Origin of the sequence: Burkholderia sp. BCC1977 (assembly GCF_905339595.1) — a bacterium.
Lineage (GTDB): Bacteria > Pseudomonadota > Gammaproteobacteria > Burkholderiales > Burkholderiaceae > Burkholderia.
The window spans coordinates 96,104-118,700 of record NZ_CAJPGQ010000008.1; the positions used below are offsets into that span (position 1 = coordinate 96,104).

Genomic DNA, 22,597 nt, shown 5'->3' on the forward strand with positions numbered 1-22,597 from the left:
ACTGGAGCGAGAGGCAGATATGAGCACGCTGCATCAGGACAGCATCATCATCGACGGACTCAACATCTCGAAGTTCGAGAAGCCGGTGTTCGAGGACATGCGCCGTGGCGGCATCACCGCCGCGAACTGCACGGTGTCGGTGTGGGAGAACTTCACCAAGACCGTCGACAACATCGGCGTGATGAAGAAGAAGATCCGCGACAACGGCGAGTTGCTGACGCTGGTGCGCACGACCGACGACATCTTCCGCGCGAAGCAGGAAGGCAAGACGGGGATCATCCTCGGCTTCCAGAACGCGCATGCGTTCGAGGACAACCTCGGCTACATCGAGGCGTTCGCCGACATGGGCGTGCGCGTCGTGCAGCTTTGCTACAACACGCAGAACCTGGTCGGCACCGGCTGCTACGAGCGTGACGGCGGCCTGTCGGACTTCGGCCGCGAAGTGATCACCGAGATGAACCGCGTCGGCATCATGGTCGACCTGTCGCATGTGGGCGGCAACACGTCGTCGGAAGCGATCGCATTCTCGAAGAAGCCGGTGTGCTACTCGCACTGCCTGCCGTCGGGCCTGAAGGAACATCCGCGCAACAAGAGCGACGCGCAGCTGAAGGAAATCGCCGACGCCGGCGGCTTCGTCGGCGTGACGATGTTCGCGCCGTTCCTGAAGCGCGGGATCGAGGCGAACATCGACGACTACATCGAGGCGATCGACTACGTCGTGAACCTGATCGGCGAAGACGCGGTCGGCATCGGCACGGACTTCACGCAGGATTTCGCGAAGGAATTCTTCGACATGCTGACGCATGACAAGGGCCGCTATCGCCAGCTGACGAACTTCGGCAAGGTGATCAACCCGGACGGCATCCGCACGATCGGCGAATTCCCGAACCTGACCGCGGCGATGGAACGTCACGGCTGGAAGGAGTCGCGCATCCGCAAGATCATGGGCGAAAACTGGGTGCGCGTGTTCAAGGACGTGTGGGGCGCGTAAGCACCCGCCGAGCCGAACCGCTACCCGCGATTCAACACTAGAAAAATCGGGACGTGCCAGCGCTTGCCGCGCGGGCGCGCGGACGATGTCGTGCCTGCGCCTGAGCCGCGCGGCCAATTTTCCTCACGGAGTCACCACGATGCAACCGCAACTGCCGATCAACGTCGATCCCGATACCGGCGTCTGGACCACCGACGCGCTGCCGATGCTGTACGTGCCGCGCCACTTCTTCACGAACAACCACGTCGCCGTCGAGGAAGCGCTCGGCGTCGAGGCGTATGCCGAGATCCTCTACAAGGCCGGCTACAAGTCCGCATACCACTGGTGCGACAAGGAAGCGAAGCTGCACGGTCTGACCGGCATGGCGGTGTTCGAGCACTACCTGAAGCGCCTGTCGCAACGCGGCTGGGGCCTGTTCTCGATCATCGAGGCCGACCCGGCGAGCGCACGCGCGAAGATCGAGCTGCGCCATTCGTCGTTCGTGCTCCAGCAGCCGGGCAAGGAAGGCAAGCTCTGCTACATGTTCGCGGGCTGGTTCGCCGGCGCGATGGACTGGGTCAACGACACGACGCCGGAAGGCAAGGGCGCGCCGCGCGCGCAATCGAAGGAAGTGCAGTGTGCGGCCGAGCACCACGACCATTGCGTCTTCGAAGTGTCGCCGATCGCGCACTGACGCGCTGACCTCACGACACAGCAACACAACAACACCCGCAACACGAGACATTCGAACGCCAGAGGTCGCCTGCGATGCGTTATCCCCACCTGTTCAAACCCATGCAGCTGAACCAGCTGACGCTGCGCAACCGGATCGTCAGCACCGCGCACGCGGAGGTGTATGCCGAGCCGGGCGGCCTGCCGGGCGACCGCTACATCCGCTATTACGAAGAGAAGGCGAAGGGTGGCGTCGGCCTCGCGATCTGCGGCGGCTCGAGCCCCGTGTCGATCGACAGCCCGCAGGGCTGGTGGAAGTCGGTGAACCTGTCGAACGACAAGATCATCGACCCGCTCACGCGTCTCGCCGACACGATGCACAAGCACGGCGCGAAGATCATGATCCAGGCGACGCACATGGGCCGCCGCTCGTCGTTCCACGGCGAACACTGGCCGCACCTGATGTCGCCGTCGGGCGTGCGCGAGCCGGTGCACCGCGGTAACGCGAAGATCATCGAGATCGAGGAAATCCGCCGCATCATCGGCGACTTCGCGGCCGCCGCGAAGCGCGTGAAGGCGGCCGGCATGGACGGCATCGAAATCTCCGCCGCGCACCAGCACCTGATCGACCAGTTCTGGAGCAAGCGTTCGAACCATCGCACCGACGAATGGGGCGGCAGCCTCGAGAACCGCCTGCGCTTCGGCATCGAGGTGCTGACGGCGGTGCGCGAGGCGGTCGGCAAGGACTTCTGCGTCGGCCTGCGGATGTGCGGCGACGAATTCCACGAGGACGGCCTCGATCACGAAGCGCTGAAGGAAATCGCGCAGGCGATGTCGGAGACGGGCCTGATCGACTACCTGAGCGTGGTCGGCTCGGGCGGCGACACGCACAACACGATCGCCAACTGCATGCCGCCGATGGCGCTGCCGCCGGAGCCGTTCGTGCACCTCGCGGCCGGCATCAAGTCGGTGGTGAAGATTCCGGTGATGCACGCGCAGAGCATCCGCGATGCGGGCCAGGCCGAGCGCCTGCTCGCGAACGGCATGATCGACCTGGTCGGCATGACGCGCGCGCAGATCGCCGATCCGCACATGGTGATCAAGATCCGCGACGGCCGCGAGGACGAAATCAAGCAGTGCGTCGGCGCGAACTACTGCATCGACCGCCAGTACAACGGCCTCGACGTGCTCTGCATCCAGAACGCCGCGACGTCGCGCGAAGCGACGATGCCGCACATCATCGAGAAGTCGCGCGGCCCGAAGCGCAAGGTGGTGGTGGTGGGCGCCGGCCCGGCGGGCCTCGAGGCGGCGCGCGTCGCGAAGCTGCGCGGCCACGACGTGGTGCTGTTCGAGAAGAACACCGAAGTGGGCGGCCAGGTGATGATCGCCGCGAAGGCGCCGCAGCGCGAACAGATGTCGGGGATCATCCGCTGGTTCGACATGGAGACCAAGCGCCTCGGCGTCGATCGCCGCCTCGGCGTCGCCGCCGACGAGAAGATGATCATGGCCGAGAAGCCGGACATCGTCGTGCTCGCCACGGGCGGTTCGAGCTTCACGTGGCAGGTGCCGGCCTGGGGCGTGGCCGAAGGCCTCGCCGTCAGCTCGTGGGACATCCTGACCGGCAAGGTCGAGCCGAAGCAGAACGTGCTGCTGTTCGACGGCGTGAGCACCCATGCGGGCGCCGGCGTGGCCGACTTCATGGCGAGCCGCGGCTCGAAGGTCGAGGTGGTGACGCCCGACGTCAAGGTGGCCGACGATTGCGGCGGCACGACGTTCCCGATCTTCTATCGCCGCCTGTATGCGCTCGGCGTGATCCCGACACCGAACACCATGCTCGATCGCGTGTACGAGGAAGACGGCAAGAAGATCGCCGTGCTGCGCAACGAATACACGGAAGAACTGGAAGAGCGCGCGGTCGACCAGGTGGTGATCGAGAACGGCTCGTCGCCGAACGACGAGCTGTACTGGAAGCTCAAGCCGGAGTCGGTGAACCGCGGCCAGATCGATCCGCACACGCTGTTCGCGGCCGAGCCGCAGCCGTGCCTGTCGGAAGAACTGGGCAACGGCCGCTTCCTGCTGTTCCGTGTCGGTGACTGCATCTCGATGCACAACGTCCACGGTGCGATCTACGACTCGCTGCGTCTCGTCAAGGATTTCTAAAGATGAATCCGGCTTTCCTCATTACCGCACTGCTGTGGCTGTCGGTGGCGGGGCTCGCGTTCGCGGTCGCGAAGCGCTCGTCCTACTGGCGTCTCGGGCGCGCCACCGCGCCCGGCTCGTTCGGCGTCGCGAACCTGTTCGCGATTCCGAAGCGCTACTTCGTCGACCTGCACCACGTGGTCGCCCGCGATCCGTACATCGCGAAGACCCACGTCGCGACCGCCGGCGGCGCGATCGCCGCGCTCGCGCTGGTGTTCGTCAACTACGGCCTCGCGATCTACTCGCCGTGGCTCGACAAGCTGATCTTCCTCGCGGCGCTCGCGATGCTCGTCGGCGTGGTGTTCGTCTGGCGCCGCCGCGCGGCGAAGGACGTGCCGGCCCGCCTGTCGCGCGGCCCGTGGAACGCGCTGCCCTGGCTGCTCGGCTCGTTCGCGCTCGGCCTCGTGCTGTTCATGGTCGTGCCGACCGCTGCGATGTCGGGCGGGTTCGCGGTGCTCTGCGCGCTGCTGATCGGCGCCGGCGCCTTCACGATGACCGTCGGCGCCGCGAAGGGCGGCCCGATGAAGCATGCGATCGCCGGTCTCCTGCACCTCGCGTTCCACCCGCGGCAGGAGCGTTTCGCGGCCACCCGTGAATCGTTCACGGGCAACGGCACGGCCACGCCGCCGACCGCGCTGAAGCTGCCGGACATCGAGCACGAGGAGTACGGCGTCGCGAAGCCGGTCGAATTCCGCTGGAACCAGTTGCTGAGCTTCGACGCATGCGTGCAGTGCGGCAAGTGCGAAGCCGCATGCCCCGCGTTCGCATCGGGCCAGCCGCTGAACCCGAAGAAACTGATCCAGGATCTCGTCGTCGGGATGGCGGGCGGCACCGATGCCGCGTACGCCGGCAGCCCGACGCCGGGCCTCGCGGTCGGCCAGCATCGCGGCGAGCCGAACGGCCCGATCGTGTCCGGCCTGATCGAGGAGCAGACGCTGTGGTCGTGCACCACCTGCCGCGCGTGCGTGCAGGAGTGCCCGATGCTGATCGAGCACGTCGACGCGATCGTCGACATGCGCCGCAACCGCACGCTGGTGCACGGCACGGTGCCGGGCAAGGGCCAGGAAGTGCTCGCGAACCTGCGCGAGACCGGCACGATGGGCGGCTACGACAAGGCCGCACGTTACGACTGGTCGGTCGACCTGAACGCGCCCGTCGCGCAGCCGGCCAAGCCGGTCGACGTGCTGTTCGTCGCGGGTGAAGGCGCGTTCGACATGCGTTACCAGCGCACGCTGCGCGCCTTCGTCAAGGTGCTGAACAAGGCGGGCGTCGACTACGCGGTGCTCGGCGGGACCGAGACCGACACGGGCGACGTCGCACGCCGCCTCGGCGACGAAGCCACGTTCCAGCAGATGGCAAAGCGCCTGATCGGCACGCTCGGCACGCTGTCGTACAAGCAGATCGTGACGGCCGACCCGCACGTGATGCACAGCCTGCGCAACGAATACCGTGCGCTCGGGCTGCGCGTGACGGTCAAGCATCACACGACCTACCTCGCGGAGCTGGCCGACAGCGGCAAGATCGCGCCGAAGGCCATCGAGGCGCTGCGCGAGAAGCGCACCACGTATCACGATCCGTGCTACCTCGGCCGCTACAACGGCGAGACGGAATCGCCGCGCAAGCTGCTGAAGACGATCGGCATCCAGGTCGTCGAGATGGAGCGCAACGGCATGCGCGGCCGCTGCTGCGGCGGTGGCGGCGGTGCGCCGCTGACCGACATCCCGGGCAAGCAGCGCATTCCCGACATCCGCATCGCCGACGCGCGCGCGATCGGCGCGGACGTGGTCGCGGTCGGTTGCCCGAACTGCACGGCGATGCTCGAAGGCGTCGTGGGCCCGCGCCCCGACGTGCTCGACGTGGCCGAACTCGTTGCCGCCTCGCTGGAGTGAATCGATGAACACGATCAAACGAATCGATCCGCGCCGGCCGTTCATCATCACGGCCGCGGGCCTGAAGCGCATCACGCTCGGCGAGGCAGGCAGCGCCGACACGAGCGCCGCGCAGTGGTCCGCGCACGGGCATGGCGCCGCGGCCGCGAAGCCGCGCCGCGCGATGCAGGACCCGAAGCACGTGATGCTGGTGGTGGCGCACACCGAGCGCGGCGCGCTCGACGACCATGCGCGGCAGGCGCTCGCCGCCGCCGCGGTGCTGGCCGACGCGCAGACGGAAGTCGCGCTGCTGGCATTCGGCGAACTGAAGGATGACGCCGCCGAACTCGGCGTCGACAAGCTGATCGAGCTGGCCGACTTCGACCGTCGCGCCTTTGCGCCCGAAAGCGAATTGCAAGCCTTGCTGGCATGCGCCGCGGCGCTCGCGCCGAAGCACGTGTTCGTGCCCGACAACGCGACCGGCGACGGCGATCTCGGCCGGCGTTACGCGGCGGCCGCCGGCGCGAGCGTCGCGACCCACGTGGTCGAGCTGGACGCGAAGCATGTGGGCGCGTATGCGCAGGCCGGCCGTGCGTTCGCGACGCGCGGACTGCCCGACGTGATCCTGCTCGCGCAGAACGCGGTCGAGGCGAAACTGCCGTTCGTCGGTGCCGGCGATCGCCTGGCCGCCGACTTCATCCGCCCGGCCGGCGACGCGGCGCAGCCGTACCGCGATCTCGGCCTCGAGGAAATCGACGCGGCGCAGGTCGCGCTGGAGGAAGCCGACTTCATCGTGTCGGCCGGCAACGGCGTGTCCGACATCGGCGCGTTCGAGCAACTGGCCGGCGCGTTCGGCGCGGCGATCGGCGCGAGCCGCGTCGCGGTCGACAACGGCCACTTCACGCGCGACAAGCAGGTGGGCGCGACCGGCAAGACGGTCGAGGCGAGCGTGTACATCGCGTTCGGCATCTCGGGCGCGGTTCAGCATTTGCAGGGGATCAAGGACTGCCGCCACGTGATCGCGGTGAACCTCGACGGCAGCGCGCCGATCGCGAAGCGCGCGAACCTGACGGTGGTGGGCGACGCGCAGGCGACGATCGCCGCGCTGATCGAACAGGTGCAGGCCGCGCGCGCGTCGCGCGGGCAATCGCCGGCCGCGGTCGGCTCGCGTGAAACCGAAGGAGTCGCAGCATGAACGCCCCCCGCCAGTTGCAACGCATCGCGGTGCTCGTGTCCGTGGGCCGGCACCCGGTCAGCGGCACCGCGCGCTACAGCCGCAACGACGCGGCCGCGCTCGAGGTCGGCCGCCAGCTCGCGGAGCGGCATCGCGCGCAGCTCGACGTGATCCATGCGGGCGATCCCGCGAATGAAGCGCTTGCCGAATACCTCGCGCTCGGCGCACGGCAGGTCGAGGTGCTGGCCTGCCGCGACGGCGACGATGCCGCGCAGGCGCTCGCCGCGCGCGTCGAAGGCTACGACCTCGTGCTGACCGGCACCCGCGCCGAGGGCGCGTACGACACCGGGATGCTGCCGTATCGCGTCGCCGCGGCGCTCGGCTATCCGCTCGTCGGCTCGGCCGTCGACGTGACGGTCGACGGCGGCCGCGCGGCGGTCCGGCAATTCTTGCCGAAAGGGTTGCGGCGGCGCGTCGACGCGGCGCTGCCGGCCGTCGTCGCGGTCCATCCGCTCGCCAACGTGGCGCCGCGCTATGCGTATGCGCGGCTGCGGGCCGGCGCGATCCGCCCGGCGCTGACGTCGACCGGCGCGGATGCCGATGCGGCCGCATGGAAGGTCGGCCCGATCGAGCGTAAACCCGTAAAGCTGGTCGCGGCCGAGAAGCGCTCCGGGCATGCCCGGATGCTGTCCGCGACGACGACCGAAAGCCGCGGCGGCAACGTCGTAAATGAAGGGAGTTCAGTCGAAAAAGCACAAGTGATCCTCGCGTATTTGCGCGAGCATCAGCTCATCGACTACTGATTTTGATGCCTGTCGGCAAGAACCCAGGGATGCAAGGAATCCGGAGCAAACGATGAAAGTATCGGCAGACATTCGTGCACTGATCGAGCGACGTAAGGAAGGCCACAGCCTCGAGGCGCCGTTCTACACGAGCGAGGACATCTTCGCTCTCGACATGGAGGCGATTTTCCGCCAGCACTGGATCCAGGTCGCGGTCGAACCGGACATTCCCGAGCCGGGCGACTACGTGACCGTGGAACTGGGCAGCGACTCGATCCTGATCGTGCGCGACGACGACATGGAAATTCGCGCGTTCCACAACGTGTGCCGCCACCGCGGCGCGCGCCTGTGCAACGAGGACAAGGGCTCGGTCGGCAACATCGTGTGCCCGTACCACAGCTGGACCTACAACCTGACGGGCCAGCTGATGTTCGCCGAGCACATGGGCGAGAAGTTCGACCGCTGCAAGCACAGCCTGAAGTCGGTGCACGTGCAGAACCTCGCGGGCCTGATCTTCATCTGCCTCGCCGAGGAGCCGCCGGTCGACTTCGCGGCGTTGCGCGCCCAGATGGCGCCGTACCTGCTGCCGCACGATCTGCCGAACACGAAGATCGCCGCGCAGATCGACATCATCGAGGAAGGCAACTGGAAGCTCACGATGGAGAACAACCGCGAGTGCTATCACTGCGTCGCGAACCATCCTGAACTGACGATCTCGCTGTACGAATACGGCTTCGGCTACCAGCGCTCCGACGCGAACGCCGAAGGCATGGACGCGTTCGCGGAAACCTGCGTGCGCCGCGGCAAGGAGTGGGCCGAGATGGGCCTGCCGTCCGCCGAAATCGAGAAGCTGCTCGACGTGACGGGCTTCCGCACGCAGCGCCTGCCGCTCGACCGCCACGGCGAATCGCAGACGCTCGACGCGAAGGTCGCATCGAAGAAGCTGCTCGGGCAGTTCGACCAGGCCGACCTCGGCGGCCTGTCGTTCTGGACCCAGCCGAACTCGTGGCATCACTTCATGAGCGATCACATCGTGACGTTCTCGGTGATTCCGCTGTCGGCCGGCAAGACGCTCGTGCGCACCAAGTGGCTCGTCCACAAGGATGCGAAGGAAGGCATCGACTACGACGTGAAGAACCTGACGGCCGTGTGGAACGCGACCAACGACCAGGATCGCGCGCTCGTCGAATTCTCGCAGCGCGGCGCGACCAGCAGCGCGTACGAGCCGGGCCCGTACTCGCCGTACACGGAAGGTCTCGTCGAAAAATTCTCGGCCTGGTACATCGGCCGGCTCGCCGAAAAAATCGGCGCGTAGTCGTCAGCAGATAGCAAGTGGAGTTACACATGATGCGAGATGCGGCCAATTTCGAGCCGGCGGACAGCCGGGTAACACACCCGGCGTTCTGGAACGCGCTTCCGGAGCGCTGGACGAGCGACGTCGAGGAAACGCTGGTGTGCTGCCACGTGCGGCAGGAAACCCACGACGTGAAGAGCTTCTTCTTCCGTTCGCCGCAAGGCCGTGCGTTCTCGTTCGAGCCGGGGCAGTTCATCACGCTCGAGCTCGACATCGAAGGCGAGACGATCAACCGCTGCTACACGATTTCGTCGTCGCCCGCGCGGCCGCACACGATCTCGATCACGGTGAAGCGCGTGCCGGGCGGCAAGGTGTCGAACTGGCTGCACGACAACCTGCAGCCGGGTGCGTCGGTTCGCGTGCTCGGCCCGGCCGGCGAGTTCACGTGCGCACGGCATCCGGCACGCAAGTACCTGTTCCTGTCGGCTGGTTCGGGTGTCACGCCGCTGATGTCGATGAGCCGCGCGCATCATGATCTCGCCGAGGATCGCGACATCCTGTTCGTGCACAGCGCCCGCACGCCGGACGACATCATCTTCGCGCGTGAGCTCGACCTGATCGCGTCGAACCATACGAACTTCCGCACGTCGTTCGTCGTCGAGCGCGTCGGTGCGCGCACCAACTGGCCGGGCGTCACGGGCTTTCTCACGCTGCCGCTGCTGAAGCTGATCGCACCGGACTTCATGGAGCGCGAAATCTTCACGTGCGGCCCCGCGCCGTACATGAAGGCCGTGCGCGACCTGCTCGACGAAGCCGGCTTCGACCGCAAGCAGTATCACGAGGAAAGCTTCTCGTTCGAGACGCTCGCGCAGACCGCGAGCGACGACGTGCTCGCCGAACTCGTGCCGGCCGCCAACGACGGCGACGTCGCGACGAAGCAGTACACGGTCAGCTTCGCGAAGAGCAATCGCGAGATCGCGTGCGGTTCGGAGCAGCACGTGCTCGACGCGGCGCGCCAGTCCGGCGTGCGGCTGCCGGCGTCGTGCACGCAGGGCATGTGCGGCACCTGCAAGGTGAAGCTCGTGTCGGGGCAGGTCGAGATGAAGCACAACGGCGGCATCCGCCAGCGCGAGATCGATCAGGGGATGGTGCTGCTGTGTTGCAGCAAGCCGCTGTCGGATCTCGTGATCGACAAGTAGTCGAAACAAGCCATGGGCTGTCCGGGTGCGTCGCGCCCGGACAAGCATCCGTCGGAAAACAACGATACCGCGGAATTGTGGTTGAAGAACCTAGAGAGACAACGCGCACGGTGCGCATTTCAAGGAGATCGACCATGAAGTTGTTCGGAAAACTGTTGTGGACCGGCGCACTGTCGGCGATGGTGGCACTGAGCGCGTCGGCGCTCGCCGATACCAAGCCGACGCTGAAGATCGGTTACGTCGAAGGCTGGGACGACAGCGTCGCGACGTCGAACGTCGCGGCCCGCGTGATCGAGAAGAAGCTCGGCTACCAGGTCCAGCTCGTACCGGTGGCTGCCGGGATCATGTGGCAGGGCGTGGCGCGCGGCGACCTCGACGCGACGCTGTCCGCATGGCTGCCCGTCACGCACGGCTCTTACTGGGGCGAATACAAGACGAAGGTCGTCGACCTCGGCGCGAACTTTCCCGACGCGAAGATCGGCCTGATCGTTCCCGACTACGTGAAGGCGAAGAGTATCGACGATCTGAATGCCGAGAAAAGCAGCTTCGGCGGCCGGATCGTCGGCATCGACGCGGGCGCGGGCGTGATGCGCAAGACCGACGAAGCGATCAAGAGCTACGGCCTGAACTACACGCTGATGCCGAGTTCGGGCAGCGCGATGACGGCCGAGCTGTCGCGCTCCGTCGGTGCGAACAAGCCGGTGATCGTGACCGGCTGGGCGCCGCACTGGATGTTCGCGAAGTGGAAGCTGCGCTTCCTCGAGGATCCGAAGAAGGTGTTCGGCGGCGCGGAGCACGTCGACAGCGTCGTGAATCCGCAGCTCGAAACGAAGGCCAAGCCGGTCGTCGCGTTCCTGAAGAAATTCCAGTGGAAGCCGGGCGAGATCGACAGCGTGATGCTCGCGATCCAGAACGGCTCGAAGCCGGAAGCGGCCGCCGATGCATGGATCGCGGCGCATGCGGACCGCGTGAATTCGTGGACTGAAGGCGCGCAGTAAGCCCGCGACGATTCGTCGCGCGAATCATCATAAAAACATGCCGGGACTGGCATGCAGGAATCCGAAATAATCGTGAATTCATGCGGCCATATCCCGGTTTTCTTTTGCTGATTCTGCAAAAAAGCCCGTAAGTTGTTACACTACGGCCCTTGTGCGGAGTCATCTGCTTTGCATCGGACCAGAGTAAGCGCTGAAGCGCTAACTCTGATCGAGAGGAGGAATTGGATGAGTCAGGCAGGACTGCGTGCGAATCGCACCAGTGATGTTGAGGCAACCATCTCACATGATTCGACGGGCCACACGCTGCATCGTGGCCTGACTTGGAAAGACGCATTCTGGGTGACGAGCGGCGTGCCGGCAGGCGTGCTGTTCACGATCGGCGGCGTATGCGCGACGATCGGCCAGCCCGCGTGGGCGATCTGGATCGCCGCGATCACGATGGGGCTGATCCAAAGCGCGACTTATGCGGAAATATCGGGGCTATTTCCCCATAAATCGGGCGGTGCGTCGGTGTATGGCGCGATCGGCTGGGTCCGCTACAGCAAGCTGATTGCCCCGGTTTCCGTGTGGTGCAACTGGCTCGCGTGGTCGCCGATGCTCGCGCTCGGCTGCGGTCTCGCGGCGAGCTACGCGCTCACGAGTCTCTTTCCCGCCGATGCGGCGGTGCTGCACTGGCAGCTCAAGATCGCGGATCTCGGTTTCATCAAGCCGGGTCTGTCCCTGCGAATCAACGCGACGTTCATCATCGCGACGATTCTGCTTCTCATCACGTTCAAGCTTCAGCACAGCGGCGCGTCGAAGGCGGCACGCACGCAGCGCATTCTCGGCATTGCATCGCTCACGCCGCTGCTGATCGTCGGCATCGTGCCGTTCGTCACCGGCGACGTGCCGATGTCGAACCTGCTCCCGCTGCTGCCGCTCGGTCACGACGCGCAGGGCAACCTCACGACCGCGACGTTCGGATCGTGGAACGGGCAGGGCGTGACGATGGCGCTCGGCGCGATGTTCATGGCCGGCTGGGCGTCGTACGGCTTCGAGACGGCCGTCTGCTACACGCGTGAATTCCGCGATCCGCGTCGCGACACCGCGAAGGCGATCTTCTGGTCGGGCGCGCTGTGTCTCGTCGTGATGACGCTCGTGTCGATGGCGTTCCAGGGCGCGCTCGGCACGCAGGCGATGCTCGATCCGGCGATCGGCGACGGCACCGGCGTCGCGGCCGCGATGGCGAAGATCGTCGGCGGCGGCGCATGGGTCGCGAATGCGGTGGTCGTGATGCTGATGCTGTCGATCCTTCTGATCGTGATGACGTCGATGATGGGCTCGTCGCGCACGCTGTACCAGGCATCGGTCGACGGCTGGCTGCCGAAGTACCTGTCGCACGTGAACGAGCACGGCTCGCCCACGCGCGCGATGTGGACCGATCTCGGCTTCAACCTCGTGTTGCTGATGATGTCGGACTACATGACGGTGCTGTCGATCTCGAACGTCTGCTACATGTTGTTCGTATTCCTGAACCTTCAGTCGGGCTGGATCCACCGGATGGACCGCGGCAACTGGGATCGGCCGTTCCGCTGCCCGACCTGGCTGCTCGTCGCCGGTTCGATCTGCGGCTACGCGAACCTCGTCTATGTCGGCGCGGGCGCGAACCTGCAGGGCGAAGGCACGCTGCGCAACGGGCTGATCGCGATGCTGCTGATCGTGCCGGTGTTTCTCTATCGGCACTACTGGCAGGATCGCGGGCGTTTCCCCGCGCAGATGCAGCGCGACATGGAACTCGAAGTGCCGAAGCGCGCGATGTGGCTGAACCTGATGCCGTATGCGGCGCTGATCGGCGCGGGGCTCACGATCTGGCTGTCGTATTACTTCGCGTGGGTGAAGTAAGCGTCTGACCGCGGCACGCGCGAAGCGTTGAACGTCAGGCGACAAAAAAACCCGACCGGCATCTGCCGGTCGGGTTTTTTGTTGACTGCTCGCCGAACGGCTGCGCTTACGGAAACACCACCGTCCGATCGCCGTTCAGGAACACGCGGCGCTCGATGAACGCCTTCACCGCGCGCGCGAGCGTGATGCATTCGACGTCGCGGCCCACCGCGAGCAGTTGCTCGGGACGCAGCGCATGATCGACGCGTTCGACCACCTGCTCGATGATCGGACCTTCGTCGAGATCGTCGGTCACGAAGTGCGCGGTCGCGCCGATCAGTTTCACGCCGCGCGCATGCGCCTGGTGATACGGTTTCGCGCCCTTGAAGCCGGGCAGGAACGAGTGATGGATGTTGATCGCGCGGTGCGCGAGCTTCGCGCTGGTTTCCTGCGACAGCACCTGCATGTAGCGCGCGAGGATCACGAGTTCGGCGCCGCTCGATTCGAAGAAGTCGAGCCACTGCGCTTCCTGCTGCGCCTTGGTGTCGGCCGTGATCGGGAAGTGGCGGAACGGCAACCCGTGCTGCGTGGCGAGCGGCTCGAAGTCCGGATGGTTCGACACGATGCCGACGATATCCATCTTCAGCTCGCCCATCCGCCAGCGGAACAGCAGGTCCGCGAGGCAGTGCTCGAGCTTCGACACCATGATCAGCACCTTCGGACGCGCGTTCACGTCGTGGATCGCCCATTGCGTGTCGCCGTCACCGCCGCCGGCGAGCGCGGCCGCGATCGGCCCGAACTCCTGGCGCAGCGCGTCGATCTGCAGCGTCTCATCCGTTGGATGAAACACGCAGCGCACGAAGAAGTGGTTGCTGAGATCGTCGTCGAACACGTTCAGCGCATCGACATAGCAGCGATGGCGTTCGAGAAAGCCGACGACGGCGGCGACCTGGCCGGCCGCGCTCGGGCACGACAGCGTCAGGACGAATTGATCGGGGCGTGAGTCGGCGGTCATGAGATTCCTCGGAGGTCATGGGGCGCGAACCCGCGCGGCGGCGCACCGGGGCGCCACGCTGCGCGGGTAGCGGGAGGCTCAAGTAAATCAGGACGATTTTGGCGCGGATAGAACCAACCCGCCGTGTGGCTGGTATCGGCACGCCAGCAGGCCGGGCGGGCGCGGGATGTCGGGTGGCCGGTCCGAAGGGCGTCAGGCGGGCATTCAGCGGGCCGCCAGACCGCCGGCCGGAGGGGCGCTCAGGCAGGCGCGCACGCGTCGAGCAGCCAGCGCCGGAACACGTGGGTCGCGTCCGGCTCGGGCCGCTGCGGCGGCCGCACGAGGAAGTAGCCGCGCGACGTGACGACGGGCGCGTCGACGAGTTTCACGAGCTGCCCGGACGCGACGAGCTCGTCGACGAGCGGCGACCAGCCGAGCGCGACGCCTTCGCCGAGCAGCGCCGCATGGATCACCAGCGCATAGCTGTTGAAGGTGACGCCGCGCGCGGCGGCCGGCGCGTCGAGGCCGTGCGCGTCGAACCAGCCGGCCCACGACAGCCAGCGTTCGGGGCGCGTCGGCTGCACGTGCAGCAGCGGCAGCGCGTGCAGGTGGTCGGGCCGCACGACGTGCGGGTGCGCGGCGCGGAACGCGGGCGAGCAGACGGGCGTGACGGATTCCGGAAAGAGGCGGGCTGCCGTGCACGACGGCCAGTGGCCGTCGCCGAACAGGATCGCGATGTCGGCGTGGTCGCGCTGCGCGTCGTAGTCCTGCGACGTGACGACCCGCACGTCGACGTCCGGCATCACGCGCTTCAGGCCCGCGAGGCGCGGCATCAGCCAGTAGGTCGCGAAACCGAAATCCGTGACGATCGTGAGCGCGCCGTGCTCGCGGCGCGCGCGCAGCGTCGCGGTGGCGCCGCGCAGCGTGTCGAGGCTGACCCGCACCGCTTCGTACAGGCACTGGCCGTCGCTCGTCAGCGTGACGCCGCGCGGGCTGCGCTCGAACAGCGGCACGCCGAGTTCCGCTTCCAGCTGGAACACCTGCTGGCTCACGGCCGGCTGCGTCGAGCCGAGCTCGCGCGCGGCGGCCGTGAAGCTCTGGAGACGGGCGGCCGATTCGAACGCGCGCAGCGCCTGCATCGACGGTAACGGTTCGGATTTCGACATAAGTCTCTCTAATGCCCTCATAAGGGCCGGACGCCTTCCCGCGCGAATTCGGGCGGGGGATAGTGCTTCGGACGGCACGGCGCCGCGCCGGGCCTTCCGCGATTCTAGCCAGTCGCGGCCGGCGCGCGCGGCACTTTCTTCAGGCTGCGTCCGTCATGCCGGCCGCGTCGCTGCCCGAGCGTCGCGCCGTTCCGTTCGAACACCGATTTCCCACGACCGCCGATGACGAACCCGACTCCCAACCTCCTGATCCTGATGGCCGACCAGCTGACGCCGTTCGCGTTGCCGGCCTACGGCAACCGCGTCGCGCGCACGCCGACGCTCGACCGTCTCGCCGCGCAAGGCGTGGTGTTCGACGCCGCCTATTGCGCGAGCCCGCTGTGCGCGCCGTCGCGTTTCTCGCTGCTGACCGGCAAGCTGCCGTCGGGTATCGGCGCCTACGATAACGCCGCCGAATTGCCGGCGCAAACGCTGACCTTCGCGCACTACCTGCGCGCGGGCGGCTACCGCACGATGCTGTCCGGCAAGATGCATTTCTGCGGCCCCGACCAGCTGCACGGCTTCGAGGAGCGGCTCACGACCGACATCTATCCGGCCGACTTCGGCTGGGTGCCCGACTGGGACCGCCCGACCGAGCGGCCGAGCTGGTATCACAACATGAGCTCGGTGCTGGAGGCCGGCCCGTGCGTGCGCACGAACCAGCTCGACTTCGACGACGAAGTCACGTTCGCGGCGAAGCAGAAGCTGTACGACGTCGCGCGCGAGCGGGCGGCCGGGCACGACGCGCGGCCGTTCTGCATGGTCGTGTCGCTGACGCATCCGCACGATCCGTACGCGATCACACGCGAATACTGGGATCTGTACAGCGACGACGAGATCGACATGCCGGCCGTGCGGCTCGACGCGGCGCAGAGCGATCCGCATTCGCAGCGGCTGCGCTTCGTGTGCGAGAACGACCGCACGCCGCCGACCGACGCGCAGATCCGCGCCGCGCGCCGTGCGTACTACGGTGCGACGTCCTACGTCGACGCGCAGTTCGGCAGCGTGCTGGCCGCGCTCGAGCAATGCGGGTTCGCCGACGACACGATCGTGATCGTCACGTCGGACCACGGCGACATGCTCGGCGAGCGCGGGCTCTGGTACAAGATGACGTTCTTCGAGGGCGGCTGCCGCGTGCCGCTGATCGTTCACGCGCCGCGCCGTTTCGACGCCGCGCGCGTGCGCGGGCCCGTGTCGCACGTCGACCTGCTGCCGACGCTCGTCGACCTGGCCGGCGCGGCCCCGGCCGGCGGCTGGCCGGACCCGGTCGACGGCGCGAGCCTCGTGCCGCATCTGCAGGGCGCGCCCGCGCACGACGTCGCGCTGGGCGAATACCTCGCGGAAGGGGCGGTCGCGCCGGTCGTGATGATCCGCCGCGGCGACTGGAAGTACGTGCATTGCCCGGCCGACCCCGACCAGCTCTACAACCTCGCCGACGATCCGCGCGAGCGCACGAACCTCGCCGGTCTGCCCGAAGCCGCCGACGTGCTCGCCGCGTTCCGCGAGGAGGCGGCACGGCGCTGGAACCTGCCGGAACTCGACGCGCAGGTGCGCGCGAGCCAGCGGCGGCGGCGCTTCCATTACGCGGCGACGACGCAGGGCCGCATCCAGGCATGGGACTGGCAGCCGTTCACCGACGCGAGCCAGCGCTACATGCGCAATCACATCGAACTCGACACGCTCGAAGCGATGGCGCGCTTTCCGCGCGTCGGGCACTGAACGCACCGCAGCGGACATTGACGAACGACGGAGGAAGCGAATCATGAAACGGCAATGCAATGCAGCAATCCGGAGTCTGGGTACCGCGCTCGCCGCAGCCGCGTGCGTGGCGGCGATGCAGCAGGCCGCGCACGCCGCCGATCCGCAGACGTGCCGCGACGTGAAGATGGCGGCGCCCGGCTGGACCGACATCGACGCGACGAACGCGATGGCCGGTGTCGTGCTGAAGGCGCTCGGCTATCGGCAGGACGTCGCGAACCTGTCGGTGCCGATCACGTACCAGGGCTTGAAGAAAGGGCAGGTCGACGTGTTCCTCGGCAACTGGATGCCCGCGCAGGCGCCGCTCGTGAAGCCGTTCGTCGACGAAAAGTCGATCGACGTGCTGCACGCGAACCTGAGCGGCGCGAAGTTCACGCTGGCGGTGCCCGACTACGTCGCGGCCGCGGGCGTGCACACGTTCGCCGACCTCGCGCGCTACGCGGACCGCTTCGGCGGCAAGATCTACGGGATCGAGCCCGGCGCGCCCGCGAACCAGAACATCAAGCGGATGCTGTCCGACCAGGCGCTCGGCGCGGCGAACTGGTCGCTGGTCGAATCGAGCGAGACGGGGATGCTCACGCAGGTCGAGCGCGCGGTGCGCGACAAGCGCTGGATTGTATTTCTGGCGTGGGAGCCGCACCTGATGAACACGAAGTTCAAACTGACCTACCTGTCGGGCGGCGACGCGTATTTCGGCCCGAACTACGGCGGCGCGACCGTCAACACGGTGACGCGCCCGGGCTTTGCCGGCCAGTGCGCGAACCTCGCGCGGCTGTTCCGGCAGATGACGTTCTCGGTCGACGTCGAAAACCGGATGATCGCCGACATGCTCGACCACAAGACCTCGCCCGCGCTCGCGGCGCAGCACGTGCTGAAGGCCGATCCGGCGCTCGTCCAGGGCTGGCTGGACGGCGTGACGACCGCATCCGGCACGCCGGCGCTGCCGGCCGTGCGCGCGGCGCTCGACGCCCGCTGACCCGCCTCCGGGCGGCCGGTTTTTACCGCGCCGCCCGTCTCCGTGTTTTCCCGACCCGTCGCATCGAGACCATTTGGTGTCGCCTTCAGACGGGTGGCTTGAAATATGGGTTTGTATTTTTCGCCAATGGCTGCGTTATTGCGGAAAACGAAATGCCGAAGCCAGCAGACGTACCGAATACGAATCAGCCGGCGTATTGCATCGCGCGCCAGGCCACGGTTCTTTCCATCGAACGGTTCAGGGAGGGTGGTCGACAATGAAGCAAAAGAAAGTTGCCGTAGCCGCCGCGCTGGCATGCGCGGCCTGTATTCCCGCCATCGGCCACGCGCAGAGCAGCGTGACGCTGTACGGGATTCTCGACGCGGGCATCACGTACGTGAATAACACGGGCGGTTCGCACGTGGTCAAGTTCGACGACGGCGTCGCGTACGGGAACCGCTTCGGCCTGAAAGGCACGGAAGATCTCGGCGGCGGCCTGAAGGCCGTGTTCGCGCTCGAGAGCGGCTTCCACCTCGGCAACGGGCAGCTCGGCTTCGGCGGGTCGGAGTTCGGGCGGCAGGCTTACGTCGGTCTCCAGAACGACTGGGGCACGCTGTCGTTCGGCAACCAGCTCGACATCACCAACGAGCTCGTGTCGATCTACAACATCTCGGCATGGGGCAGCGGCTACGCGATCCACCAGGGCGACTTCGACCGCTTCAACGGCGACCGCCTGCCGAACTCGGTCAAGTTCCTGTCGAACGACCTGAGCGGCTTCAAGTTCGGCGCGATGTACTCGTTCGGCAACGTCGCCGGCAACTTCCACCGCAACAGCGCCTGGAGCGCTGGCGCGAGCTACACGAAGGGCGACTTCTCGATCGGCGCGGCGTACACGCGCCTGAACAACCCGAACGGCATCTATGCGTTCGACCCGTACGCGATGATCGGCACGCATACGTTCCTCGGCCAGCAGACCGTCACCGTCGATCCGGCGACCGGCGCGCGCACCGACCTGTTCGCGAACACCGCGATGGACGTCGACAGCCAGGGCACGTTCGGCATCGGCACGAGCTACACGATCGGCAATCTGTCGCTCGACGCGAACTTCTCGTACACGACGATCAAGGGCTTCGGCCAGTCGTCGCACATGCAGGTGTACGAAGGCGGCGGCATGTACCAGTTCACGCCGGCGCTGAGCTTCATCGCGGGCTACCAGCATACGCGCTTCGAAGGCCACCACTGGAACCAGGGCACGGCCGGCCTGCACTACCTGCTGTCGAAGCGCACCGACGTGTATATCTCCGGCGACTATCTGCGTGCTTCGCAGGGCGTCGATGCGGTGATCGGCTACAGCTTCACGCCGTCGACGACGCAGACGCAGGCCGACGTGCGGATCGGGATGCGGCATTCGTTCTGAGCGGGGTGGTTGGGTTCTTTCGACGTCTTCAGCGAGGTCTCTCTTTGGCGCGAACCGCGGTTCGCGCTTTTTTTTTGTGCGGTGCGGTGCGGTGCGGCGCCGCGCGCGAGGCGGGTTTCCGGCGGTTGGCGATATCATCGCGGTTTGACACGCCCCGTGTCGCCCCGTGTTCCGCCCATCGCCTGCCGCCACACATTCCTTCGATGACCGCCCCGTTACCTGAATCCAGTTCGTCGTCGCCGTTACCCGCCAACCTGTTCCGCCACGCACCGTTCCAGCGCTTCTGGGGCACGCGCGTGATGTCGTCGCTGGCATTTCAGATCCTGTCGGTCGCGATCGGCTGGCATGTCTATGCGCTCACGCACAGCGCGTTCGCGCTCGGTCTCGTCGGGCTCGCGCAGTTCGTGCCGATGTTCGCGCTGACGCTCGTCGTCGGGCAGGTGGCCGACCGCTACGACCGCCGGCGCATCGCGACGATTTGCCAGAGCGTCGAAGCCCTCGCCGCCGGCGTGTTCCTGCTCGGCGCGGCGAAAGGGTGGCTCACCGCACCGGGCGTGTATGCGCTCGCGGCGCTCGTCGGCACCGCGCGCGCGTTCGAATCGCCGTCGGTGTCGTCGCTGCTGCCGGCCGTCGTGCCGCGCGGCGACCTGCCGCGCGCGACCGCGCTGTCGACATCCGCGAACCAGGCCGCGCAGATTCTCGGGCCGGCGTTCGGCGGGCTGCTGTATGGCGTCGGCGCGCCCGTCGCGTTCGGCACGAGCGTCGTCGCGTTCGCGATCGCGGCGCTGTTGAGCGGCACGATTCCGCTGCGCAGCGCGCCGCCTGCACGCGAACCGGTCACGCTGCGTTCGGTGTTTTCGGGGATCGCGTTCATCCGGCGCGAACCGGCGATCCTCGGTGCGTTGTCGCTCGACCTGTTCGCGGTGCTGTTCGGCGGCGCGACCGCGCTGCTGCCGATCTATGCGCGCGACATCCTGCAGGTCGGGCCGTGGGGGCTCGGCGCGTTGCGCGCGGCGCCCGCGGTCGGTGCGCTCGCGGGTACGCTGTGGCTCACGCGTTTTCCGTTGAAGGGGCGGCCGGGCCGCGCGATGTTCGGCGGCGTGATCGCGTTCGGCATCGCGACGATCGTGTTCGGGATGTCGAGGCATTTTGCCGTGTCGCTTGTCGCGCTGGCGGCGCTGGGTGCGTCGGACGTGGTGAGCGTCGTCGTGCGCCTGTCGCTCGTGCAACTGCGCACGCCCGACGACATGCTCGGGCGCGTGAGCGCCGTCAACTCGCTGTTCATCGGTACATCGAACCAGCTCGGCGAATTCGAATCGGGCGTGACGGCCGCGTGGTGGGGTGCGCCGGCCGCGATCGTCGTCGGCGGCGCGGCGACGATTGCCGTCGCGCTGACCTGGATGAAGCTGTTTCCTCAGCTGACCGACATGAAGTCGCTCGAACGCGACGTGTGATGCGCGTCACGCATCCTGCGTCACGCGCACGGCCGTGCCGTAGCAGATGACTTCCGTGACGCCCGATCCGATCTCGGTCGAGTCGTAGCGCATCGCGACGATCGCATTCGCGCCGAGCTTGCGCGCATCGGCGAGCATCTTGTCGAACGCCTGCTGGCGCGCCTTCTCGCACAGCGATGTATAGAGCGTGATGTTGCCGCCGAAGAGGGTCTGCAGCGACGCGCCGAACGAGCCGACGATCGAGCGCGAACGCACGATGATGCCCTGCGCGACGCCCAGCGAGCGGACGGTCGTGTGGCCGGGCAGGTCGAACGCGGTCGTGACGCGCTCGGGCAAGAGATCGTCGGCGGAGCGGGAGTAGTCGGTCATGGCGGTGCACCGTGGTGCGGAAGTGATCGAACGACGATTCTATCCGGAACGGAAAACGCGCCCGGGCGGGCGCGCATGACGCGCACGCCCGATGCGGCTCGAGCCGGCCGAGACCCGCTCAGTGCTTGACGGTCGCGCTGCCGTCGCCGCCGAGATCGACTGCATACGCGAGCGCCAGCTTGCCGAACTTCAGCGCGTGGTACGCCTGTCGGTCGGAATTCTCCAGCGTGTCGTTCACGGTATGGATATACGGACTGTCGTTCTGGTCGGCCTCGAACGGGAACGACGCCGGATAGCCCTGCGCATTCCACGACGCGTGATCCGAACACGCATACCCGCACTGCGACGTGCCGATGGCGAGTTCCGGCAGGTAGGTCTTCGCCAGGGTCGTCAGGTAGGTGTTCTGCGCGGCGTTCGTGTAGTCGGTGATCAGGTAGATGTCTTTCGGATCGCCCTTGTAGTTCGTCATGTCGAGCTGCAGCACGCCGACCACGTTCGCGTTCTGCGTGCGGAACTGCTTCGCGATCGCCTTCGACCCGAGCAGGCCGGCTTCCTCGGCCGCGTAGCCGACGAACTTGATCGTCCGCTTCGGCCGATAGTCGTTCGCGAGCAGCACGCGCAGCGCTTCGGTCAGGCTGGCGATGCCGGATGCATCGTCGTCCGCGCCGGGCGAGCGGGTGTTTTCCGTCGTGCGGCCGACCGTCGAATCGAGGTGACCGCCCAGCACGACCGTGCCCGCGGCCGGATCGCTGCCGCGGATCGTCAGGATCACGGATTTCTGTGGGAAGCCCGTATGCGTGAACTGTTCGACCGCGATGTCGGTACGCGCGCCGGCCAGTTGCTTCCACTGCAGTGCGAGCCAGTCCGACGCGGCGACGCCGTGCGACGTCGTGTAGTAGCGATTCGTGAAGCCGGACAGCGACGTGATCGTGCCGACGATGTTGCTGGCCTGCAGTTGCTGGATCCAGGTCTTGATCTGCGGCGCGTTCGACACCTTGTACGCAGGTGCGGCCGCCTGTTTCGCGAACGCCGCGGGTACCGGCTGCAATGCCTGGCGTGCGTCGTCGAACGAGTCGTGCACGATGTAGCCGGGCCCGTGGCCGCGCGCATGGTGTACTGCATGGCCGAGTTCGCCGAGCCGCGCATCGTCGATCTCGACGATATGCACGGTCTCGCGGCGCACGGCGCCGTCGGCCGCCTTGCCGGCGTCGACCGTCGTGCTGTACTGCGCGGTTGCGCTTGCATCGATGCGTTGAAGCTGGCGGAACGCGGTGTCGCCGAGCGTGATCCAGACCGGCGTCGCCTGTGCGGCGGCGGTCAGCAGCATGCCGCCCAGCGCGGCGCTCAGGCGGGTCAAAGTCAGAGTAGGCATGTTCGATCTCGTGAGGATGGCGATGTCGAGGAAGAGGGCGCGCAGCAGGTCGTGCGA

At 66.9% G+C, this 22,597-nt stretch carries 18 protein-coding genes; 14 read left to right on the top strand and 4 right to left on the bottom strand.

Features of this window, described 5'->3' with window-relative positions; all coding sequences use genetic code 11:
* The first annotated feature begins 19 nt into the window (after nucleotides 1-19).
* From U5771_RS09575 to U5771_RS09620, 10 genes are all read left to right on the top strand, one after another.
* A complete protein-coding gene (locus U5771_RS09575) occupies nucleotides 20-991 on the top strand; it encodes a dipeptidase (RefSeq protein WP_322023725.1) in 972 nt (323 codons plus the stop codon).
* Nucleotides 992-1,130: 139 nt separating this feature from the next.
* Nucleotides 1,131-1,664, top strand: coding sequence for a DUF5943 domain-containing protein (locus tag U5771_RS09580; protein WP_006488993.1), 534 nt, complete (start codon nucleotides 1,131-1,133; stop codon nucleotides 1,662-1,664).
* A gap of 74 nt (nucleotides 1,665-1,738) precedes the next feature.
* Nucleotides 1,739-3,802, top strand: coding sequence for an NADH:flavin oxidoreductase (locus tag U5771_RS09585; RefSeq protein ID WP_124495125.1), 2,064 nt, complete (start codon nucleotides 1,739-1,741; stop codon nucleotides 3,800-3,802).
* Nucleotides 3,803-3,804: 2 nt separating this feature from the next.
* A complete protein-coding gene (locus U5771_RS09590; RefSeq protein WP_322023726.1) occupies nucleotides 3,805-5,730 on the top strand; it encodes a (Fe-S)-binding protein in 1,926 nt (641 codons plus the stop codon).
* A 4-nt stretch (nucleotides 5,731-5,734) separates the two neighbouring features.
* The gene (locus U5771_RS09595) at nucleotides 5,735-6,904 is read left to right on the top strand and encodes an electron transfer flavoprotein subunit alpha/FixB family protein (RefSeq protein WP_322023727.1); all 1,170 of its coding nucleotides are present in this window, start codon (nucleotides 5,735-5,737) and stop codon (nucleotides 6,902-6,904) included.
* Nucleotides 6,901-7,686, top strand: coding sequence for an electron transfer flavoprotein subunit beta/FixA family protein (locus U5771_RS09600; protein ID WP_322023728.1), 786 nt, complete (start codon nucleotides 6,901-6,903; stop codon nucleotides 7,684-7,686). Before U5771_RS09595 ends, U5771_RS09600 begins: the two co-directional genes overlap by 4 nt.
* A 52-nt stretch (nucleotides 7,687-7,738) precedes the next feature.
* Nucleotides 7,739-8,980: an aromatic ring-hydroxylating dioxygenase subunit alpha gene (locus tag U5771_RS09605; RefSeq protein ID WP_322023729.1), complete on the top strand. Its 1,242-nt coding sequence runs from the start codon at nucleotides 7,739-7,741 to the stop codon at nucleotides 8,978-8,980.
* A gap of 29 nt (nucleotides 8,981-9,009) precedes the next feature.
* The gene (locus tag U5771_RS09610; protein WP_322023730.1) at nucleotides 9,010-10,158 is read left to right on the top strand and encodes a hybrid-cluster NAD(P)-dependent oxidoreductase; all 1,149 of its coding nucleotides are present in this window, start codon (nucleotides 9,010-9,012) and stop codon (nucleotides 10,156-10,158) included.
* A gap of 134 nt (nucleotides 10,159-10,292) precedes the next feature.
* Nucleotides 10,293-11,156, top strand: coding sequence for a glycine betaine ABC transporter substrate-binding protein (locus U5771_RS09615; RefSeq protein WP_322023731.1), 864 nt, complete (start codon nucleotides 10,293-10,295; stop codon nucleotides 11,154-11,156).
* 225 nt (nucleotides 11,157-11,381) lie between these two features.
* Complete coding sequence (locus U5771_RS09620; RefSeq protein ID WP_322023732.1) at nucleotides 11,382-13,037, top strand: APC family permease; 1,656 nt, start codon at nucleotides 11,382-11,384, stop codon at nucleotides 13,035-13,037.
* A 106-nt stretch (nucleotides 13,038-13,143) separates the two neighbouring features.
* On the opposite strand, the gene U5771_RS09625 is transcribed toward U5771_RS09620, so the two are convergent.
* Nucleotides 13,144-14,031, bottom strand: a complete 888-nt coding sequence (locus U5771_RS09625; protein WP_322023733.1) for a formyltetrahydrofolate deformylase — start codon at nucleotides 14,029-14,031, stop codon at nucleotides 13,144-13,146.
* A gap of 239 nt (nucleotides 14,032-14,270) precedes the next feature.
* Entirely contained in the window at nucleotides 14,271-15,197 is a 927-nt protein-coding gene (locus U5771_RS09630; protein ID WP_322023734.1) for a choline sulfate utilization transcriptional regulator, read from the bottom strand.
* 201 nt (nucleotides 15,198-15,398) lie between these two features.
* On the opposite strand from U5771_RS09630, the gene betC reads away from it, so the two are divergent.
* The 4 genes from betC (at nucleotide 15,399) to U5771_RS09650 (ending at nucleotide 20,799) form a co-directional block, all read left to right on the top strand.
* Complete coding sequence (gene betC, locus U5771_RS09635) at nucleotides 15,399-16,934, top strand: choline-sulfatase (protein WP_322023735.1); 1,536 nt, start codon at nucleotides 15,399-15,401, stop codon at nucleotides 16,932-16,934.
* A gap of 43 nt (nucleotides 16,935-16,977) precedes the next feature.
* A complete protein-coding gene (gene choX / locus U5771_RS09640; RefSeq protein ID WP_322023736.1) occupies nucleotides 16,978-17,949 on the top strand; it encodes a choline ABC transporter substrate-binding protein in 972 nt (323 codons plus the stop codon).
* 256 nt (nucleotides 17,950-18,205) lie between these two features.
* Nucleotides 18,206-19,345 carry a porin gene (locus tag U5771_RS09645; RefSeq protein WP_322023737.1) on the top strand — a complete coding sequence of 380 codons (1,140 nt, stop codon included), beginning with the start codon at nucleotides 18,206-18,208 and terminating at the stop codon, nucleotides 19,343-19,345.
* A gap of 203 nt (nucleotides 19,346-19,548) precedes the next feature.
* Nucleotides 19,549-20,799 (top strand): MFS transporter, encoded by a 1,251-nt coding sequence (locus U5771_RS09650; protein WP_322023738.1) that lies wholly within the window; start codon nucleotides 19,549-19,551, stop codon nucleotides 20,797-20,799.
* A gap of 6 nt (nucleotides 20,800-20,805) precedes the next feature.
* Here U5771_RS09650 and U5771_RS09655 read toward each other — a convergent pair whose 3' ends face one another.
* Entirely contained in the window at nucleotides 20,806-21,168 is a 363-nt protein-coding gene (locus U5771_RS09655) for a YbjQ family protein (RefSeq protein ID WP_322023739.1), read from the bottom strand.
* Between the two features lie 118 nt (nucleotides 21,169-21,286).
* Complete coding sequence (locus U5771_RS09660; protein ID WP_322023740.1) at nucleotides 21,287-22,540, bottom strand: M20/M25/M40 family metallo-hydrolase; 1,254 nt, start codon at nucleotides 22,538-22,540, stop codon at nucleotides 21,287-21,289.
* Between the last annotated feature and the right edge of the window lie 57 nt (nucleotides 22,541-22,597).

Excerpts from the sequence above, each read along its gene's own strand:
- betC (WP_322023735.1), top strand. The coding sequence starts at position 15,399 with ATGACGAACCCGACTCCCAACCTCCTGATCCTGATGGCCGACCAGCTG.
- U5771_RS09620 (WP_322023732.1), top strand. The coding sequence starts at position 11,382 with ATGAGTCAGGCAGGACTGCGTGCGAATCGCACCAGTGATGTTGAGGCA.
- choX (WP_322023736.1), top strand. The coding sequence starts at position 16,978 with ATGAAACGGCAATGCAATGCAGCAATCCGGAGTCTGGGTACCGCGCTC.
- U5771_RS09580 (WP_006488993.1), top strand. The coding sequence starts at position 1,131 with ATGCAACCGCAACTGCCGATCAACGTCGATCCCGATACCGGCGTCTGG.
- U5771_RS09585 (WP_124495125.1), top strand. The coding sequence starts at position 1,739 with ATGCGTTATCCCCACCTGTTCAAACCCATGCAGCTGAACCAGCTGACG.
- U5771_RS09645 (WP_322023737.1), top strand. The coding sequence starts at position 18,206 with ATGAAGCAAAAGAAAGTTGCCGTAGCCGCCGCGCTGGCATGCGCGGCC.
- U5771_RS09660 (WP_322023740.1), bottom strand. The coding sequence starts at position 22,540 with ATGCCTACTCTGACTTTGACCCGCCTGAGCGCCGCGCTGGGCGGCATG.
- U5771_RS09605 (WP_322023729.1), top strand. The coding sequence starts at position 7,739 with ATGAAAGTATCGGCAGACATTCGTGCACTGATCGAGCGACGTAAGGAA.
- U5771_RS09575 (WP_322023725.1), top strand. The coding sequence starts at position 20 with ATGAGCACGCTGCATCAGGACAGCATCATCATCGACGGACTCAACATC.
- U5771_RS09595 (WP_322023727.1), top strand. The coding sequence starts at position 5,735 with ATGAACACGATCAAACGAATCGATCCGCGCCGGCCGTTCATCATCACG.
- U5771_RS09630 (WP_322023734.1), bottom strand. The coding sequence starts at position 15,197 with ATGAGGGCATTAGAGAGACTTATGTCGAAATCCGAACCGTTACCGTCG.
- U5771_RS09610 (WP_322023730.1), top strand. The coding sequence starts at position 9,010 with ATGATGCGAGATGCGGCCAATTTCGAGCCGGCGGACAGCCGGGTAACA.
- U5771_RS09600 (WP_322023728.1), top strand. The coding sequence starts at position 6,901 with ATGAACGCCCCCCGCCAGTTGCAACGCATCGCGGTGCTCGTGTCCGTG.
- U5771_RS09625 (WP_322023733.1), bottom strand. The coding sequence starts at position 14,031 with ATGACCGCCGACTCACGCCCCGATCAATTCGTCCTGACGCTGTCGTGC.
- U5771_RS09590 (WP_322023726.1), top strand. The coding sequence starts at position 3,805 with ATGAATCCGGCTTTCCTCATTACCGCACTGCTGTGGCTGTCGGTGGCG.
- U5771_RS09655 (WP_322023739.1), bottom strand. The coding sequence starts at position 21,168 with ATGACCGACTACTCCCGCTCCGCCGACGATCTCTTGCCCGAGCGCGTC.
- U5771_RS09615 (WP_322023731.1), top strand. The coding sequence starts at position 10,293 with ATGAAGTTGTTCGGAAAACTGTTGTGGACCGGCGCACTGTCGGCGATG.
- U5771_RS09650 (WP_322023738.1), top strand. The coding sequence starts at position 19,549 with ATGACCGCCCCGTTACCTGAATCCAGTTCGTCGTCGCCGTTACCCGCC.